This is a genomic window from Ancylobacter sp. FA202 (assembly GCF_000380205.1).
Lineage (GTDB): Bacteria > Pseudomonadota > Alphaproteobacteria > Rhizobiales > Xanthobacteraceae > Ancylobacter.
In genome coordinates this window covers 1,174,305-1,189,940 of the sequence record NZ_KB904818.1, presented here as the reverse complement: position 1 = coordinate 1,189,940, position 15,636 = coordinate 1,174,305, and the positions used below count along the sequence as shown (strand labels likewise).

The following is a 15,636-nucleotide window of genomic DNA, read 5'->3' as shown; positions in this document are numbered from 1 at the left end:
ATCAGGAGAAGCCGGCGCCGTGAGGCGCCAGCAAGGGGCTCAGGCGGCGCGGATGCGTTCGATGAAGGTATCGAACTGCGTGCGCAGCCGGGTCGCCTGCGATGAAAGGTCGGCGGCGGAGCGCACGATCTCGGCCGAGACGCGCCCGGTATCGGCAGCCGCCACGCTGACCGTGGAGATGCTGGAGGAAACCTCCTGCGTGCCTTGGGCCGCCTGGTGGACGTTCTGCGCGATCTCGCCCGTCGCCGCGCCCTGCTCGTCGATCGAGGTGGCGATGGCGCTCGAAATCTCGTCGATGCGGCGGATGGTGCCGGAGATGTTCTCGATCGCCTTCACCACATCGTTGGTCGCGCCCTGTACGGCGGCGATCTGCGAGGAGATTTCGTCGGTGGCCTTCGAGGTCTGTTCGGCCAGGGTCTTCACTTCCATCGCGACGACGGCGAAGCCGCGTCCCGCCTCGCCGGCCCGCGCCGCCTCGATGGTGGCGTTGAGAGCCAGAAGGTTAGTCTGCGAGGCAATGTCGGTGATGAGATTCACCACCTGGCCGATGCGCTGGGCGCTGGTGGCGAGGCCGCGCACCACGTCGGCGGTGCCGTTGGCCTGTTCGGTGGCCTCGCCGGCGATCTTCGCGGCGGTGGACACCTGGTGGCCGATCTCGCGCACCGAGGCGGCGAGCTCCTCGGCGGCGGAAGCGGCGATCTGCACATTGCCGGTCGCCTGCTCGGCCGCCGCGGCGACGACGGTCGACTGGCGGCTGGTCTCGTCGGCCGACGAACTCATGCTGGAGGCGGAATGTTCAAGCTGGGTAACAGCGGCGGCCACCGAGCGGACGACGCCGGAAATCTCGCTGTCGAAGCGATCGGCGAGGTCGCGCATGGCCGTCCGTTTCTCGATTTCGATGCGTTCGGCGGAGGCGGCCTGCTCGGCGCGCAGGCGCTCGGCCTCCTTCAGCGTGCCGAGGAGTTCGCCGGTGGAGCGCCAGAGCTCGCCGATCTCGTCATTGCCGGGCTTGGCTTCGATCTCGACGTCGAGCTTGCCGTCCGCCACCGCCTTCACGGTCTCGATCACCCGGCGGATGGGGCGGCTCAGCGTGACGACGCCGATATAGAGGCCGGTGCCGATGCCGATAAGCAGGCCGATGCCGGTCGTGATGAGGATGATGATCTCGGACCAGAAATCGATGGTCAGAAATTCCTCGCGCAGCGGGTCGGTGCGCTCGCGCAGCTGCTCGACATGGGTTCCGAGCGAGGCCTGAAGCGCCTTGCGGTTGGCACGGTTGGCTTCGTTGTTGCCTTGGGCGTTGGCCGCCGGCGGGCCGTCCTCCGTGGCGAGGCGCACGGTTTCGGAGCGGAAGCTCAGGAACTGCTCGACATCCTTGGCCACGGCGCCGAAGCTGCCGTTCCCTGCGGCATCGCTCGCCGCCGTGCCTTCGCCGACGACGTCGCGCAGCTGGTTGAGGCTGCGCTGCATGCCGGCAATATAGCCTTTGGCCGCCTCGCGATCGGCCGACATGTAGATGCCGCGCGCGTCCATGACGACGGTGCTGACCAGGCCATTGATGCGCTCGGCGAGGAACGCCTGACGATGGAGACGATCGAGCTCCTCGGACAGCGAGGCCTGAAGCGTAAGCGTATAGATCGAAATGCCGCCGACCAGGGCGGTCGTCAGGCCGAGCGTGGCGACGATGGTGTAGATTTTGCCGGTGATCTTCATGAGGGCAATTCCGGATTGAGGCTCAATGGGTTGCTTTTTCGCCTGTGGCGGCGGAGGTCTTCTTCGGTGCTTCGCCGGATCGGTCGACAAGTGCACGTATTTCGGACTTGTCGATATAATTGATTCCGTCGACGAGTATTTCCTTTACGACGTCGCCGTTCAGCTTTTCATTTACCTTGGCCCGGATGTTGTTCAGCATTTCGGACAGGTTATACTTAGATAGTTTTCCGAATTCGATACGGCCGTCCGTGTATATTTCCTGGAACGCGGCGTGGGTAACGAAGATCTGGGGCTCTATCGGCAGCTGGCGCAGCGTCGCCGCATCGGCGGTAAAGACCAGCTTGGCGATCACGTAGCCGCGCACCGTGCCGTCGATGATCATCGGCACGTTGATCGGTTCGAGGCGGCGGTATTCGAGCCCCGCGAGAAACGGCTGCTCGTCCTTGCCGGTGGGGGAGCCGGCCATCCAATAGGCGCCGCCATAGCTCGCCAGAAGCGTGACCAGGCAGACCCAAAGGCCGATGAACAGCAGCCGCATCATCGCGAGGCATGCCTCGTGACCTGCGCGAACGAGTAGGTTCCGTCCGAGTCCGCCTCGCCCATCTCGCTGCCGAGAATGGCGGCGATCTCCTGCGCGGCGGAAAGATGAATGCGCAGCATGTCCTGGTTGCCCAGCAGCTTGCTGCGCAAGCTGGCCAGTCGCGCCGGCAGCGCGCCTTCACGCGCGCCGGCCAGCGCCTCGGGCAGAGAGCGGATAGCGCGCGTCAGCTCCAGCAGGCTGCGGCTCTTGCGCCGGTTGATCTCCTCGAAATCGAGCGGCCGGCGCTGGGTCAGCGCGGCCGTTTCCTCCTCGACCGCCTCTTCGAGCCGGTCGAGCAATCCATGCAGCGTTATCAGGGCGGGATTGGCGTTCATGCTGCGTCCTGCCCGCCCCGTACCGAGGCAAGGTGCTGCGCGAGGCCGATGCCGCCCGACTTGGCGACCTCGTCGGCGATGCGCTCGGCCAGCATCGAACGCCAGACCTGCCCGGCGGTGCCGGCGCCGAAGAGGGTGGCGCTGGATTTGGGCAGCAACTGCTCGACAAAGCCGCTCAGCACCATCGCCTCGAAGCGACGATAGGGAGAGGGATCGCCGGCCGGCTCGCGCGAGGACAGCGCGGTGGCATTGGACAGCGTCCGCGCGGAGAACGTGCCGAGCGGGCTTCCCCCCTCGCCCAGGGCGACGGGGGTGGCGCTCTCGCCGGCGAGGGCATCGTCGAAGCGCGGCCCCTCAACCGCCGCCCCGCCCGCCGCGGCGCTGGCCGTGGCAGACGCGACCTGCCGCAGCCGCGCGGCCATGGCCTGCGCCTTCTGCGGGTCGGCGGCCTTCACCACGTCGAGAAGGATGTCGGAGGGAGGTTGGATGCTCATCGGCTGCACCGTTTCTTTTGACCGATGCAACCTCGCAGATCAGGCTGGCGGGAAGCTTGCGCTCCCTCGGGCGATGAACGCCTCCAGCGCCTCGTCAAGGCTGGCGCGCTCCTCAGCGGCGTGGGCGTTCGCCTCGGCCTTGCCGGTCATGCGCTCGGCGCGCTTGAGCCGCATAGCGGCTTCCAGCGCGACGGCCCGCTGCGCCGCCGCCTCATGCTGCAGGCGGCCGATCTGCGCATCGAGCGCGCGCAGGCGCGGCGCGGCGAGGGCGATCACGAAAGGGGCGATTGCTTCGTTGTTCAGCACCGCCATGATGTCCCGCCGCTCGCGCTCGACGTCGGCCTGCGCCCGTTCGATCCGCGCGAGCGCGCTCTCGGCGCGCTGGTGCATCTGCCCCTGAACGGCTTCGATTCGGCGCGCCTTGCGCAGAAGGGCGATCATCGTTCAGCCTTTCGCCAGCCAGGAGGTGAACGCCTCGACGAACATGCGCAGCACGTCGTCGACTGTCACATAAAGCAGCAGCAGCCCGCCGGCGGTGACCATGGGCATGGCGATGAAATAGACCGGAATCTGCGGGGTGAGCTTGTTGATCAGCCCGACCGCGAGGTTCACCACCACGGAATAGACCAGGAACGGGCTCGCCAGCCGCAGGCCGAGCAGGAAGGTGTCGCTCAACCGGTCGACGAACAGGCCGAGCGAGGCGCCGGCGACGAAGGGGCCGGCGGGCGGCAGGCGGGAATAGGATTCGACCACCGCCCGCAGAATCTCCCAATGCTGGTCGGTGGCAAAGAGCAGCGCGGTGGCGGACAGGGTCATCAGCGTGGCGATTTCCGGCATCTGGCCGTCTTCCTCGCTCACCATGCTTGAGGGGGTGGAAAGGCCCACCGCCTGCGCTGCCGCCGTCATCAGGGTCTGAAGAGCGAGGAAGAAGGTGCGGGCCAACAGGCCGATAATGCCGCCCGTGGCCAGCTCGCCGGCGATCGCCAGCAGCAGCTGGGCCTGCGAGAGACCCGCCACCGTGCGGGTGATCTCGTCGCCGAGCAGCGGGGTGAGCGCGTAGGAAAGGCCGAGCGCCAGGAACAGCCGGATCTTGGCCGGCAGCCGGCTGCTGGAAAAGGCTGGCATCAGCATGAAGCAGGCGCCGATGCGGCAGAAAATGAGGAAGGCCGCGATCAGCGGCGCTTCAGCCGAGCCGTTCACGCGATCGCCCCGAGCGAGGCGATCTCGACCCCGCGCGCGATTTCCACATGCGACAGAACCGGCAGGGCGGGGAACATGCGCTCAATGATCATCCGGACATAGGGCCGGGCGTCGGGGGCGGTGACGAGGGCGAAGCTGCCGGCGCTGCGCATCCGCTCGCGAATGGCGGCGGAGGCCTCGGTGCCGAACTGCTCGACCAGGCGCGGGTCGATGTCGAATTCGGCCACCTCGCCCTTGGCGTCGCGCTTCAGGCTCTCATGGAAGGTCAGGTCCCATTTGCCGCCGAGGCGCAGCACCTTGAGTACGCCGCCCTCGGAAAGGTCGCCGCAGATCTGCTGCGCCATCCGCATCCGCACATGCTCCACCACCTGTTCCGAACGCCGCGCATGCGGCACGATTTCGGCGATCGCTTCGAGGATGAGGTGCAGATTGCGGATCGAGACACGCTCGGCCAGCAGCAGCTTCAGCACCGCCTGCAGCCCGGAATAGGAAATCTGCGAGGGGCACATGTCCTCGATCAGCCGCTTGTATTCGGGATCGAGCCGCTCCAGCAGCGAGCGCATGTCCTTGTAGGACAGCAGCTGCGCCAGGTTGTTCGACACCACTTCGCTGACATGGGTCAGCATGATCGAGAGCGCGTCGATCGGGGCAAAGCCCTCGCGCTTGACCTCCGCCGCATAGGAATCGGAGACCCACAGGGCCTTCATGCCGAAGGCCGGCTCGCGGGTCTCGTCGCCGGGCACGTCCGGGCGCGGGCCGTCGCCGATCACCACCAGCGCTTCGCCGATCCGCATTTCATGGCCGGTGATGGCGGTGCCGTGCAGCTTGATCTGGTAGTTCTTGGCCGGCAGGGCCAGACCCTCCGAAACCTTGATGTCGGGGACCACGAAGCCGTAGCGCTCGGCGAATTTGCGTCGCATCTTGCCGATGCGGTGGGCCAGTTCCGCCGGGTTGCGCAGCACGATGGTGGCGAGCTGCTTGCCCACGGCCACCTCGACCTCGGCGGTGCGCAGCGATTCCCGCACCGAATCCTTGCTCTCGGCGGCCACCTGCTGCTGCATCTGCGCCTCGCGGGACCTCTCCGCCTCCTTCTCGCGGGCGAGCTGCTGCGGCACCTTGTAGGCGATGAAGGCCATCACCGCGCCGAGCGCCGCGAACGGAACGAGAGGCAGGCCGGGCACCAGTGCGAGGGAGAACATCAGCGCGGCGGCAACATAGAGCGCACGCGGATAGGCGCCCAGCTGGCCCAGCACGGCCTTTTCCGTCGTTCCCCGCGTGCCGCCCTTGGACACCAGCAGGCCGGCGGCCAGCGAGACGATGAGCGCCGGAATCTGCGAGACCAGGCCGTCACCGACGGAGAGGCGGGTGAAGATATCCGCCGCCTCGCGCAGCTCCATCTCATGGCGGGTCACGCCAATGATGATGCCGCCGAAGATGTTGACCGCGATGATGATGAGGCTCGCCACCGCCTCTCCGCGGACGAATTTCGAGGCGCCGTCCATCGAGCCGAAGAAGGAGCTTTCCTCTTCCAGCTCGCTGCGCCGGCGCTGCGCTTCCTTGTCGTCGATGAGCCCGGCATTGAGATCGGCGTCGATCGCCATCTGCTTGCCGGGAATGGCGTCGAGGGTGAAGCGCGCGCCGACCTCGGCGATGCGGGTCGCGCCCTTGGTGATGACGAGGAAGTTGACGGTGATCAGGATGACGAAGACGACGATGCCGATGACGAAGTCACCGCTCATCACCAGCTGCGAGAAGCCGCTGATGATGTGCCCGGCGGCGTGAACGCCATCGCCGCCTTCCGCGAGGATCAGCCGCGTGGTGCCGATGCCCAGCGCGAGGCGCAATAGGGTGGCGATCAGCAGCACGGTGGGGAAGGCGCTGAATTCGAGCGGCTTCTGAATCCACAGCGATACCATCAGGATAAGCACTGAAAGCGCAATGGAAAGTGCCAGCCCGAGGTCGATGAGGGGGGCGGGGATGGGGAGGAAGAGGACAGTGAGGATGGCGATGATGCCGACCGCAAAGCCGATATCGCGCCGTGAGGCGCGCGCGGTGGCGGGGGCGGCGGTCAATGCGCTCATGATGCTTCAGAATCCGGTGCCGATCCGGCCGTAGATTTCCTGGGTGAAGGCAAGAATCTGCTGGCCGATGAAAGTGGCAGTCAGTGCAGTGACGACAAGCACCGCGATGATCTTGGGGATGAAGGTGAGGGTGACTTCCTGCACCTGGGTCAGCGCCTGGAACAGCGCCACCGCGATGCCGACCAGCATCGCCGCCGCGACCGCCGGGCCGGAGGCGATGATGATGGTCCAGATCGCGGACTGGACGATGTCGAGGGCGTCGGCCTCGTTCATCGCTCAGGCGATCCGGATGCCGGCGCCGAGAGTGACCTCGCGGCCATCGGTGAGGGTGGCCACCGGCGCGTCGGAAGAAATGCGGACCGAGGCCACCTGGCCGGTCACGCTGCCATCGGCGCTGGTGACAGTGCGGCCGACCGCGGCATCGGCGATCTGCAGCGCCGAGGAGGTGAGCAGTTGATCGAGCTTGGCATTGGCGGCCACGCTCTGCTCGACCTGCGAGAACGACGCGAGCTGGCCCATATACTGGGCGGTGTCCATCGGCTCGGTCGGGTCCTGGTTCTTCATCTGGGCGATGAGCAGCTGGAGGAAGGCGCTGTAGTCGAGCGTGCCGCCGGCCGGCTTGGCGGCAGGGGCCGACGCGGCCGAGGTGCCGCCAAGGGCGTTGATGCTGGTCATGGCTGAATTTCCCTGATGCCTTTCCCCGCACGACGGGACCCGTCGGCGGCCGGAAAGCGCGTCGAAACAACAAAGGCCTCAGGCGGCCCTGGGCGCGTCGCAGCCGAGGATGGTCTCCTCGACGAGGAACAGGCGGCGCAGGGCGCGCAGCGCGTCGAAGAAGCGGCCGGTGTCGACGAATTCGCCGATCTGGGTCAGCGCGGCGATCATCGAGTCGGTGCGGAACGACACCATCAGCGCCGACAGCTGTTCGCGGAACAGGCGCTGCGCCTGCGCCATCCGGCGCGGCTCGATCAGCATCATCTGCACGACGAAATAGAGCTGGCGCAGCGGCGTGGTGGTGTCCTCGACCTGGAGCACATGGCTCTCCAGTAGAAACGCCACATCGTTCATCAGTTCGACCGTCACCTTGCGGTCGACGCGGATGACCGCGCCATTGAGGAAAAGCCGTTCGCCGGGCTTGAGGGAAATCTGCATCGCGCGCCTCACATAAGCCCGTCGCGGATGGAGCGGTTGACCTCGATGAGGCCGGCGAAATTGGAGGAGCGCTCCTGCACGATCTGGTCCGCCTCCTTGATCACCCACAGGCCGATGGAGATCAGGTTGCCGCGCAGCGTCTCGGCCAGCTCGTTATGCGGGTCGCTGAGGTCGCGGATGAGGAAGCCCCAGAGCTTCTGGAGATAGAGCACGGCCTGCGCGGCTTCCGGCGAGGCCGGGCCGTTCGCCTGGGCGCGCGTCAGCAGATCGATAGCGTGATCGAGCGCCAGGCGTTCTTCATCACGGCCTTCGGCGCTGGAGTCACCGAGAATCTCGGCATACGAGAAGCGATACATCTGTCGACCCTTCGTACTAGATGTAGTCCATGATGGACAGTTTAAGTATTCGCGAAGTCAGAGAGTAGGACATCTCGATCTGAGTGGTCACGGTGTCCAGTCTCGTCTTGGCTTCGGCGGGATCAATGCCTTCGAGAGCGTTGAGGCGGCGATCCGTGGCGTCGATGGCGCCACGCATCAGCGTGTCGGCGGCGGCGATGCGGCTTTGTGCGGAGCCGACGCGGGTGGCGATATCGGTGACGCCGGAAACGGCGCTTCCCATCAGCGATCGCGTCTTGTCGAGCACGGTGGCCAGCGCGTCGCCCTTGAGCGGGGCGGCGCCGAGCGTCGCTATGACCGTGTATGCCATGGCGAGCTTGCGCATGGCTGGCTCGTTGGCGCTGGCCCCGACTTCGATCCGGCTGGTGGAGGAAATGGCGGCGCTGCGATTCTCGTTGCTGGCGTCCGACCAGGTGGCGCTCCAGCCGGGTTCCTCGAAAGAGGCGGCGAGGGTGGTGTCGATGAAGTCGGCGAGATCGGCGGCCGGAATCTGCGCCACCGCCGGGTCCTTCAGCGGGTCGGCGGGATCGAGGCCGAAGCGGGCGGCGAAGGCGCTGGTGATCGCGGCCTGCGGGCCCTCGTCGAAGCTGGCCATCGGCTTGGCGGCGCTGTTCAGCCCACCGAAGAGGTAGCGCCGGCCATCGGTCAGGTTGAGCGTGGCGGTAAGGGCGTCGAGCGCGGAGCGCCCCTGCGCCGCCAGCACGCCGGCGCCGCTATCGGCCTGGGAGATGCCGACCAGCGCGCTGAGGAAGCCGTCCGCCTGCGCGCGAATGTCGTCGAGCGCGGTCTGGGTGCGGTCGAGCGCCGCCTCGGTGGAGGCGTTGCCATCGATCAGGCTCTGCAGCGAGGCTTGGTCGCGTCGCAGGGTGAGATTCTCGCCAATGCCGACGCCGAGATCGAGCCCGACATCGGCGCGCCGGCCGGTGGTCAGTTCCTGGCTCGCCTTGGCCAGCTCGGTCTGCAGCCGGGGCAGGGCTGCGCGGGGGGCGTGGTTGAGCGAGAGCGTGGAGATGAAGCTGGAAAACATGGCTTACCTCACGGCCTGGAAGAGCGCGTCGTATAGGCCGTTGATCACCGCGATGAGCTTGGACGAGGCCTGGTAGCTGCGTTCGAGATCGAGCTGGCGGGCATATTCGTCGTCCATGTTGATCCCGGTCGCGTTGGAAAGCGCCTGCGAGGCATGCGAGAGCAGGGCGTATTCGCTGTCCGCCGCGCCGGCGGCGACCTGGCGCTGGCCTTCCAGCCAGCCGGTGGAGGCGGCGGCGAAATCAGCGAGGGTGGACCGCGCGGGAATGCCGGCGGCGGGGTCGAAATCGCGGACATCGGCCAGTGCCGTGCCGGTGGCCTGCAACTGGTCGGCAAAACTGGCCTGCCCGCCGGCATTGGCGACATAGGCGGCGCCGTTGATGCCGCCATCGCGCAGGAGGCTCGGGCTGCCGCCGCGCGCGGGATCGACCGCGGCATTGACGGCCAGGCGCGCGGCCAGCCCCGTGGCCTGCGCCGGCAGGTTCGCGGTGCCATCGGTGAACAGGCCGGGCGCGTCCGGCGCGCCGGTGCCGCTCTGGTCGGTCTCGGCGAAGGCCTGCACCAGACCCAGCGCCATGGAGTCGAGCTGCGTCTCCAGCGTCACGGCGGAGCGGTCGCGCAGCTCGGCAAGGCCGGCAATGCGCCCGGAACGCAGCGGCATGGCGGCATCCGCGCCGGTGACGCTGACGCCGTCGACCATCACCGCCTGGCCGGCCATCCCGGCCGCCAGCACCGGCGTGGTCTTGAAGGTGACGGAACGCGGCACGGTTTCAAAAAGGGTGGCGCCGCCATCGGTGTAAAGCACGAGGTCGTTATTGGCGCGGGAAACGGCGGTGACGCCCATCTCCTCGGCGATGCCGGCGAGCAGCGTGTCGCGCCGGTCCAGCGCGTCGCTCACATCGCGCCCGGCGCCGGTGCCCTTCACCACCGCATCGTTCTCGGCGGCGAACTGCTTGAGCAGGTCGTTGACCCGGACCACCGAGCGCGCCATGCCGGCATCCGCATCGGTGCGGACGGTGCGGACGGTGGTGGCGGCGGCGTTGAGGGCGGTGGCGAGATCCTGCGCCACGGTGACGGCGCGGACGCCGAAGGCGGGATCGTCAGGCGCATTGGCGAACTGGGCGAGGGCATCGCCCAGCGCGCCGATGCGCGCGGCGGGCGCGCTGTCGCCGGTGGGGTCGCCCATGCCGGTGCGCAGCCGGTTCAGCCCGTCCAGCACCGCCTGGCGGTCGGCGGCGTTCGAGGTCGCCCCGAGCATGCGCGTATAGAGCGCGCTGTCGCTCGCCCGCGAGACGGCGACAACATAGGCGCCGCCAGAGGCTTCCGTGGTGGTGACGGCGATCTTGCGCGAGGCGCCCGGCTGCCCCGCATTGCCGATGTTGCGCGCCGTCGTCTCGATCTGGGTCGAGGTCGCGGACAGCGACGCGCGGGCGGTGTTGAGGGCAAGCGAGAGGCTCATGAGCGCATCACCGCTTCAGGCTCATCAGCACGTCGAGCAGTTCCGAGCCGGTCTGGAACACCTTGGAGTTGGCGGTGTAGTCGCGCTGGGCGCTGATCATCTCGGTCAGCTCGGACGCCATGTCGACATTCGAGCGCTCGGTGGCGCCCGACACCATGGTGCCGAGACCGCCCTCATTAGCGAAGCCGATCTGCAGCCCGCCGGATTCGCGCGTGGTCTCGAACACGTTGCCGGCCTTGGGATCGAGATTGTCCGGGCTGGTGACAAAGGCGAGCGGGATCTTGTAGAGCGCCGACTTGCGCCCGTTCAGGTCGACGGCGGAGACGACGCCGTCCTTGTCGATGGTCACGCTCGCCACCGAGCTGGGAGCGTTGCCGTCCACCGTCGCGGTGAGCGGGGTGTAGCGGTCGGCCAGCTGGGTCATGCCGGCGAGGTTGAGGGTCAGCGTCTGCCCGCCCGGCACATCAAGCACCATGGAGGCGGTGGAGGTGAGGTTGCCGAGTGCGTCGAAATCGAGCGTCTGGGTGGTGAGCGCGGCATTGGCATAGGGGAAGCCGCCGCCCACCGCCGCATCGGCGCGGTCGAAGGCGGTCATCTCCCACGCGATCGGGCTGTTGCTGGTCTTGGTAAGGTAGATGTCGAGCGTGACCTCGCTGCCGAGATTGTCGAAGGTGACCAGCGAGGACTTCTGCGAGAAGCTGGAATCGGCGGCGTTCGCGGCCGGGGTGTTGCCGGTCACGACGTCATCGGCGGCCGGCAGGTTGGCGGCGAAGGCGCCGTCGCGCGAGGGGTTGGCGGCCAGCCGCACATCGGCGACTCGCACCGGCTGCAGGCCGCCGGCGCCGTTCAGCACCACATTGGGGTCGCCGCCGGTGATGTCGTAGCCCATCAGCGTGAAGCCGGCGGTATTGGTGAGGTTGCCGCTGGCGGCGTCGACGGTGAAGGAGCCGGCGCGGCTGAGATAGGAGGTGCCGTTGGGGTCTGCGACCAGGAAGAAGCCGTTGCCCTGGATGGCGAGGTCGGTCGCCGAGGTGGAATAGTTCAGCGCGCCCTGCTGGCTTATCGAATGGCGCACGGCGGTGTTCACAGCACCGGAATTATACTCGCCCGGGCCGCTCTGCAGCAGCAGGGTGGAGAATTCGGCGGAGGCGCGCTTGTAGCCGGCGGTGCCCGAATTGGCGATGTTGTCGCCGATGGTGCTCAGCTTGTTGGACTGCGCCGCCATGCCGGACACGCCGGTCCGCATCATGCCATAGAGGCTCATTTCATCACTCCTCGGTGTCGTTGCCGCACTTGACCGTGTCTGGCTTGTGCGAGACTGGCGTCAGCCGCGCCTCGCCTAGCCGCGTATGACTAGCCGCGTATGGCCTGGGCGAGTTCGGCGAAGGGTTCGCGGCTGGGTGGGGCGTCGGCATATTGCGACAGCGCCTCATAGATGCGGGGCACCACCTTCACCGCCTGGTCGAGCTCGGGGTCGGCGCCGGGATGGTAGCCGCCCATCAGCCTGAGGTCGCGCGTGTCCTCGAAGCGGGCGATGAGGCTGCGCAGGCGGCGGATCAGGTCGCGCTCTTCCGGGCTCCACACGAGATCGGCGAGGCGCGAGACCGAGCGCAGCACGTTCACCGCCGGAAAGCGCCCCTGGTCGCCGATCGCCCGGTCGAGCACGATATGGCCGTCCAGCGTGCCGCGCACGGCGTCGGCCACCGGGTCGTTATGGTCGTCGCCATCGACCAGAACCGAGAAGATGGCGGAGATCGCGCCCGCGCCGTCCGGTCCCGGGCCGGCGCGCTCCAGCAGGCGGGGCAGGGTGCTGAACACGCTCGGCGCATAGCCGCGCGCCACCGCCGGCTCGCCTGCCGCCAACGCCACGTCGCGCGCGGCATGGGCGTAGCGGGTGACGCTGTCGACGATGAGCAGGACCTGCTCGCCGCGATCGCGGAAATATTCGGCCACGGCGAAGCCCGCGCGCGGCGCCAGGCGCCGCATCATCGCGCTCTCGTCGCTGGTAGCCACCACCACCACCGAGCGGTGGCGGTTGGGCGCCAGCGGGCCTTCGAGGAATTCGCGCACCTCGCGGCCGCGCTCGCCGACCAGGGCGACGACGATGGTGTCGAAGCCCTCGCAGCGGGCCAGCATGGCGAGCAGGGTCGACTTGCCGACGCCCGAGCCGGCGAAGATGCCGATGCGCTGGCCCTCGCAGAGCGGGGTGAACAGGTCGATCACCCGGACGCCGGTACGCAGGGGCTTGTGGATGCGCGCCCGCGTCATCGCTTCCGGCGGATCGGCTTCGAGCGCGCGCGCCTCGTCGCCCAGGGTGAGCGGGCCGAGCCCGTCCAGCGGCTGGCCCAGCGCGCCGATCACCCGGCCTTTCCAGTCGGCATGCGGGCGGAAGGCGAGGGTGCGCGCCAGATGCGCCGGCGCGCCGAGGCCGATCGGCACCCGCTCGTCGAACGGCTTCACCGTGGCGCCGCCCTCGTCGAGCCGCACCACTTCGCCGATCAGCTGGCGCCCGCCCGCCTCCACCCCGACGCAGGCGCCGAGGGTGAGGTGGGAGGACAGGCCCGACACGCGAAAATGCGTCGGCGTCACTTCGCGCACCACGCCCGAGACGCGCACGAAGGGCAGGTCGTCGAGGCCCGACTGAACGGTGCCCTCCAGGCGCGCCAGCGCGTTCATCTCAGGACGGCCCCAGCGTGCGGATGGTCTCGGAGGTCTGGTCCTCGGTCTGCTGCACCGCCTGGGCAGCCATCTCGAAAGTGCGCTGGACGGCGATGAGCCGTGTCATCTCCATGATCGGATCGACATTGGAGCCTTCGATATAGCCCTGGCGGACGCCGAGCCGGGAGAAGTCCTGCACCGGCTGGGCGGGGCGGTCGGGAATCACTGTCCCGTGGCCGTTACGCTCCAGCTTCGCCCCTGCCGGCAGGGTGAACAGGCCGAGCGTGCCGGCCTGGTTGGCGCCCTGCGTGATCGTGCCGTCGGCGCCGATGCGAATCTCGCCGGCGGAGGGATCGAGCAGAAGCTGCGTGCCACCGGCGTCGAGCACCGGGAGGTTGTCGACGGTGAGCAGTTCGCCCGCCGGCCCCATATGCAGGCGCCCGTCGCGGGTATAGGCGCGGCCGGCCGGGGTCTGCACCGCGAACCAGCTGTCGCCCTGCGGGGCGACATCAAGCGGATTGCCGGTGAAGATGGCCGGCCCGGCATTGAGCGAGGTGTAGCTCTCGCCCTCGGAGACGAAGGCGACTTCCTGGTCGCCGGCCGTCGACAGCAGCCGCTCGAACTTGATCTCCTCGGCGCGATAGCCCGGCGTGTTCATGTTGGCGATGTTGTTGGCGATGGTCGCCATGCGCCGTTCCGTCGCCATCTGCGCCGACAGCGAGACGTAGAGATTCGGCATGGGTCAGCCTCCATATCTGAGGTTCAGCAGCGCCATGCCCATGCCGGAACCCACGCCGTTGTTGTTGAACAGGGCAAGCACCGGCGCGTTGAGGCCCTGATCGGCGTCCCAGCGCGCGGTGAAGCGCCGGACCAGCCGGTCGAGCTTGGTGGGGTCCTGCAGGTCGGAGAGATCGAGCCGCTGGGTGACGGCTGCCGCCTGCTTCTCGATGGCGGCCGAGGCCATGGCGGGGGGGAAGCCGTAGACGGTCTTCAGCACCTTCCACAGAGCGGGGTCGGCGAGCAGCCCGTAGGCCGACTTCACCTTCGGCGCCTCGCGCTCGAAATACAAAGCAAGGCGCACGCCCTCATTCTCCGCCCCGGCATCCACCTCCAGCGTCTGGCGCACATAGGCATCGGCGACATCCTGGCGGGCCGCCGCGCGCGTCGTGGTCAGGGGACCGTAGCTGTCGAAGTCGAACGCCTTGGCGAAGGCGACGAAGCGCTCGTCATTCAGCCGATTGGCGAAGGATTTCTTGTCGGTGATGCCCTCGGTCAGCACCTTGCGCATATAGCCCTTGGCATAGGCCATGTCGCCGAGCCCGAAGGCGTTCATCGCATAGGTGAAGGCGCGGGTGTTCTTGAGGAAGGCGTCGACGGTCTTGATCTTCGGAATGGTGGCGAGGAAATGCTTGGTCTCCAGCGCCACCGTGGGTTCGGCGGCCTTGAGCGCCAGCGTGCGGGTCATGTTGCGCGTGAGCGACTTGTAGGTCGCGAAGGTCGTGTCCATGGCGATCCCTGGCTGCAGTCCTGCCCCCAAGGTGAACCGGCAAGCTTGCGCCGGGCTTCCCGCCGCATCAGCCGAGGGTGGCCAGCGGCGGCCAGCCTCACGCAATCTTCCCCGCCTAGACCGGAGCTCCACAACGGAGGAGCATCGCTTTGGGCATTCTGATCGGCATTGTCCTGGGGTTCGCCTCGATCGGGGGTGGCTTCGTCGCCATGGGCGGCCATCTCGAAGTGATCTGGCAACCCTTCGAATATGTCATCATTTTCGGCATCGCCTTCGCCACCTTCCTCATCGCCAACCCGATGTCGACGATCAAGGACACCGGCAAGGCGCTGGGGCAGGCCTTCGCGGGCAAGGCGCCCAAGCGCAAGGATTTCCTCGGCCTGCTGGGCCTGCTCTATGCGCTGATGCGCGAGCTGCGCACCCGCCCGCGCAACGAGGTCGAGGGTCACATCGACGACCCCGCCAATTCCGCGCTGTTCCAGCACTTTCCGAACATTCTGAAGGACAAGGAGCTGACGCAGTTCATCTGCGACTACGCCCGCCTGATCGTCATCGGCAATGCCCGTTCGCACGAGATCGAGGGGCTGATGGAACAGGAAATCTCCACCATCAAGAAGTACAAGACCAAGCCGGCCGGGGCGCTCAGCACGGTGGCCGAGGGCATGCCCGCCATCGGCATCTGCGCGGCGGTGCTCGGCATCGTCAAGGCGATGGGCGCCATCGACCAGTCGCCGGAGATCCTCGGCCACTACATCGCCTCGGCGCTGGTTGGCACCCTCATCGGCATCTACACCTCCTACGCGATCCTCGGGCCGATGGCGCACAGCATCAAGATCATGCGCGAGAAGCAGGTCCAGCCCTTCATCATCGTGAAGCAGTCGCTCATCGCCTACATGAACGGGGCGCTGCCGCAGATCGCGCTTGAGCATGGGCGCAAGACCATTTCCTCGTCCGAGCGCCCGACCATCGACGAAGTCGAGGCGGAAGCCATTTCCAACGTGCCGACGCTCACGGCCGTGCCACAGGCAGCCTGACC

The 15,636-nt window shown here is 67.5% G+C and carries 18 protein-coding genes; 1 reads left to right on the top strand and 17 read right to left on the bottom strand.

Annotated elements, in window-relative coordinates; all coding sequences use genetic code 11:
• Nucleotides 1-39: 39 nt before the first annotated feature.
• The 17 genes from A3M1_RS0105395 to A3M1_RS0105315 form a co-directional block, all read right to left on the bottom strand.
• Nucleotides 40-1,713, bottom strand: a complete 1,674-nt coding sequence (locus A3M1_RS0105395) for a methyl-accepting chemotaxis protein (protein WP_018387938.1) — start codon at nucleotides 1,711-1,713, stop codon at nucleotides 40-42.
• 22 nt (nucleotides 1,714-1,735) lie between these two features.
• On the bottom strand, nucleotides 1,736-2,254 hold the full coding sequence (locus tag A3M1_RS0105390) for a hypothetical protein (RefSeq protein WP_018387937.1): 519 nt from the start codon (nucleotides 2,252-2,254) through the stop codon (nucleotides 1,736-1,738).
• Nucleotides 2,251-2,628 (bottom strand): hypothetical protein, encoded by a 378-nt coding sequence (locus A3M1_RS0105385; RefSeq protein ID WP_018387936.1) that lies wholly within the window; start codon nucleotides 2,626-2,628, stop codon nucleotides 2,251-2,253. The genes A3M1_RS0105390 and A3M1_RS0105385 overlap by 4 nt, the downstream gene beginning before the upstream one ends.
• Nucleotides 2,625-3,122, bottom strand: a complete 498-nt coding sequence (locus tag A3M1_RS0105380; protein ID WP_018387935.1) for a rod-binding protein — start codon at nucleotides 3,120-3,122, stop codon at nucleotides 2,625-2,627. The genes A3M1_RS0105385 and A3M1_RS0105380 overlap by 4 nt, the downstream gene beginning before the upstream one ends.
• Nucleotides 3,123-3,161: 39 nt before the next feature.
• Nucleotides 3,162-3,563: a hypothetical protein gene (locus tag A3M1_RS0105375; RefSeq protein WP_018387934.1), complete on the bottom strand. Its 402-nt coding sequence runs from the start codon at nucleotides 3,561-3,563 to the stop codon at nucleotides 3,162-3,164.
• Between the two features lie 3 nt (nucleotides 3,564-3,566).
• Nucleotides 3,567-4,322 carry a flagellar biosynthetic protein FliR gene (gene fliR, locus A3M1_RS0105370; RefSeq protein WP_018387933.1) on the bottom strand — a complete coding sequence of 252 codons (756 nt, stop codon included), beginning with the start codon at nucleotides 4,320-4,322 and terminating at the stop codon, nucleotides 3,567-3,569.
• Entirely contained in the window at nucleotides 4,319-6,403 is a 2,085-nt protein-coding gene (gene flhA, locus A3M1_RS0105365; protein ID WP_018387932.1) for a flagellar biosynthesis protein FlhA, read from the bottom strand. Before flhA ends, fliR begins: the two co-directional genes overlap by 4 nt.
• A gap of 6 nt (nucleotides 6,404-6,409) precedes the next feature.
• Nucleotides 6,410-6,676, bottom strand: coding sequence for a flagellar biosynthesis protein FliQ (fliQ, locus tag A3M1_RS0105360; protein WP_018387931.1), 267 nt, complete (start codon nucleotides 6,674-6,676; stop codon nucleotides 6,410-6,412).
• Between the two features lie 3 nt (nucleotides 6,677-6,679).
• Nucleotides 6,680-7,078: a flagellar hook assembly protein FlgD gene (flgD, locus tag A3M1_RS0105355; RefSeq protein WP_018387930.1), complete on the bottom strand. Its 399-nt coding sequence runs from the start codon at nucleotides 7,076-7,078 to the stop codon at nucleotides 6,680-6,682.
• A gap of 78 nt (nucleotides 7,079-7,156) precedes the next feature.
• On the bottom strand, nucleotides 7,157-7,555 hold the full coding sequence (flbT, locus tag A3M1_RS0105350; RefSeq protein ID WP_018387929.1) for a flagellar biosynthesis repressor FlbT: 399 nt from the start codon (nucleotides 7,553-7,555) through the stop codon (nucleotides 7,157-7,159).
• Between the two features lie 8 nt (nucleotides 7,556-7,563).
• Nucleotides 7,564-7,911, bottom strand: coding sequence for a flagellar biosynthesis regulator FlaF (gene flaF, locus A3M1_RS0105345; protein ID WP_018387928.1), 348 nt, complete (start codon nucleotides 7,909-7,911; stop codon nucleotides 7,564-7,566).
• A gap of 16 nt (nucleotides 7,912-7,927) precedes the next feature.
• Nucleotides 7,928-8,977: a flagellar hook-associated family protein gene (locus A3M1_RS0105340; protein ID WP_018387927.1), complete on the bottom strand. Its 1,050-nt coding sequence runs from the start codon at nucleotides 8,975-8,977 to the stop codon at nucleotides 7,928-7,930.
• Nucleotides 8,978-8,980: 3 nt separating this feature from the next.
• A complete protein-coding gene (gene flgK / locus A3M1_RS0105335; protein WP_018387926.1) occupies nucleotides 8,981-10,435 on the bottom strand; it encodes a flagellar hook-associated protein FlgK in 1,455 nt (484 codons plus the stop codon).
• A gap of 7 nt (nucleotides 10,436-10,442) precedes the next feature.
• Nucleotides 10,443-11,699, bottom strand: coding sequence for a flagellar hook protein FlgE (locus A3M1_RS0105330; RefSeq protein WP_018387925.1), 1,257 nt, complete (start codon nucleotides 11,697-11,699; stop codon nucleotides 10,443-10,445).
• An 89-nt stretch (nucleotides 11,700-11,788) separates the two neighbouring features.
• Nucleotides 11,789-13,111 (bottom strand): flagellar protein export ATPase FliI, encoded by a 1,323-nt coding sequence (gene fliI / locus A3M1_RS0105325; RefSeq protein ID WP_018387924.1) that lies wholly within the window; start codon nucleotides 13,109-13,111, stop codon nucleotides 11,789-11,791.
• 1 nt (nucleotide 13,112) lies between these two features.
• A complete protein-coding gene (flgF, locus tag A3M1_RS0105320) occupies nucleotides 13,113-13,832 on the bottom strand; it encodes a flagellar basal-body rod protein FlgF (RefSeq protein ID WP_018387923.1) in 720 nt (239 codons plus the stop codon).
• Nucleotides 13,833-13,835: 3 nt separating this feature from the next.
• A complete protein-coding gene (locus A3M1_RS0105315; RefSeq protein WP_018387922.1) occupies nucleotides 13,836-14,600 on the bottom strand; it encodes a DUF1217 domain-containing protein in 765 nt (254 codons plus the stop codon).
• 149 nt (nucleotides 14,601-14,749) lie between these two features.
• Between A3M1_RS0105315 and motA the strand changes: the two genes are divergently transcribed.
• Complete coding sequence (gene motA, locus A3M1_RS0105310) at nucleotides 14,750-15,634, top strand: flagellar motor stator protein MotA (RefSeq protein ID WP_018387921.1); 885 nt, start codon at nucleotides 14,750-14,752, stop codon at nucleotides 15,632-15,634.
• Nucleotides 15,635-15,636: the final 2 nt, after the last annotated feature.

What these genes read in the sequence shown, in the direction of transcription:
- A3M1_RS0105395 (WP_018387938.1), bottom strand. Translation starts at nt 1,713, where the DNA reads ATGAAGATCACCGGCAAAATCTACACCATCGTCGCCACGCTCGGCCTG.
- A3M1_RS0105390 (WP_018387937.1), bottom strand. Translation starts at nt 2,254, where the DNA reads ATGATGCGGCTGCTGTTCATCGGCCTTTGGGTCTGCCTGGTCACGCTT.
- A3M1_RS0105385 (WP_018387936.1), bottom strand. Translation starts at nt 2,628, where the DNA reads ATGAACGCCAATCCCGCCCTGATAACGCTGCATGGATTGCTCGACCGG.
- A3M1_RS0105380 (WP_018387935.1), bottom strand. Translation starts at nt 3,122, where the DNA reads ATGAGCATCCAACCTCCCTCCGACATCCTTCTCGACGTGGTGAAGGCC.
- A3M1_RS0105375 (WP_018387934.1), bottom strand. Translation starts at nt 3,563, where the DNA reads ATGATCGCCCTTCTGCGCAAGGCGCGCCGAATCGAAGCCGTTCAGGGG.
- flhA (WP_018387932.1), bottom strand. Translation starts at nt 6,403, where the DNA reads ATGAGCGCATTGACCGCCGCCCCCGCCACCGCGCGCGCCTCACGGCGC.
- fliQ (WP_018387931.1), bottom strand. Translation starts at nt 6,676, where the DNA reads ATGAACGAGGCCGACGCCCTCGACATCGTCCAGTCCGCGATCTGGACC.
- flgD (WP_018387930.1), bottom strand. Translation starts at nt 7,078, where the DNA reads ATGACCAGCATCAACGCCCTTGGCGGCACCTCGGCCGCGTCGGCCCCT.
- flbT (WP_018387929.1), bottom strand. Translation starts at nt 7,555, where the DNA reads ATGCAGATTTCCCTCAAGCCCGGCGAACGGCTTTTCCTCAATGGCGCG.
- flaF (WP_018387928.1), bottom strand. Translation starts at nt 7,911, where the DNA reads ATGTATCGCTTCTCGTATGCCGAGATTCTCGGTGACTCCAGCGCCGAA.
- A3M1_RS0105340 (WP_018387927.1), bottom strand. Translation starts at nt 8,977, where the DNA reads ATGTTTTCCAGCTTCATCTCCACGCTCTCGCTCAACCACGCCCCCCGC.
- flgK (WP_018387926.1), bottom strand. Translation starts at nt 10,435, where the DNA reads ATGAGCCTCTCGCTTGCCCTCAACACCGCCCGCGCGTCGCTGTCCGCG.
- A3M1_RS0105330 (WP_018387925.1), bottom strand. Translation starts at nt 11,699, where the DNA reads ATGAGCCTCTATGGCATGATGCGGACCGGCGTGTCCGGCATGGCGGCG.
- fliI (WP_018387924.1), bottom strand. Translation starts at nt 13,111, where the DNA reads ATGAACGCGCTGGCGCGCCTGGAGGGCACCGTTCAGTCGGGCCTCGAC.
- flgF (WP_018387923.1), bottom strand. Translation starts at nt 13,832, where the DNA reads ATGCCGAATCTCTACGTCTCGCTGTCGGCGCAGATGGCGACGGAACGG.
- A3M1_RS0105315 (WP_018387922.1), bottom strand. Translation starts at nt 14,600, where the DNA reads ATGGACACGACCTTCGCGACCTACAAGTCGCTCACGCGCAACATGACC.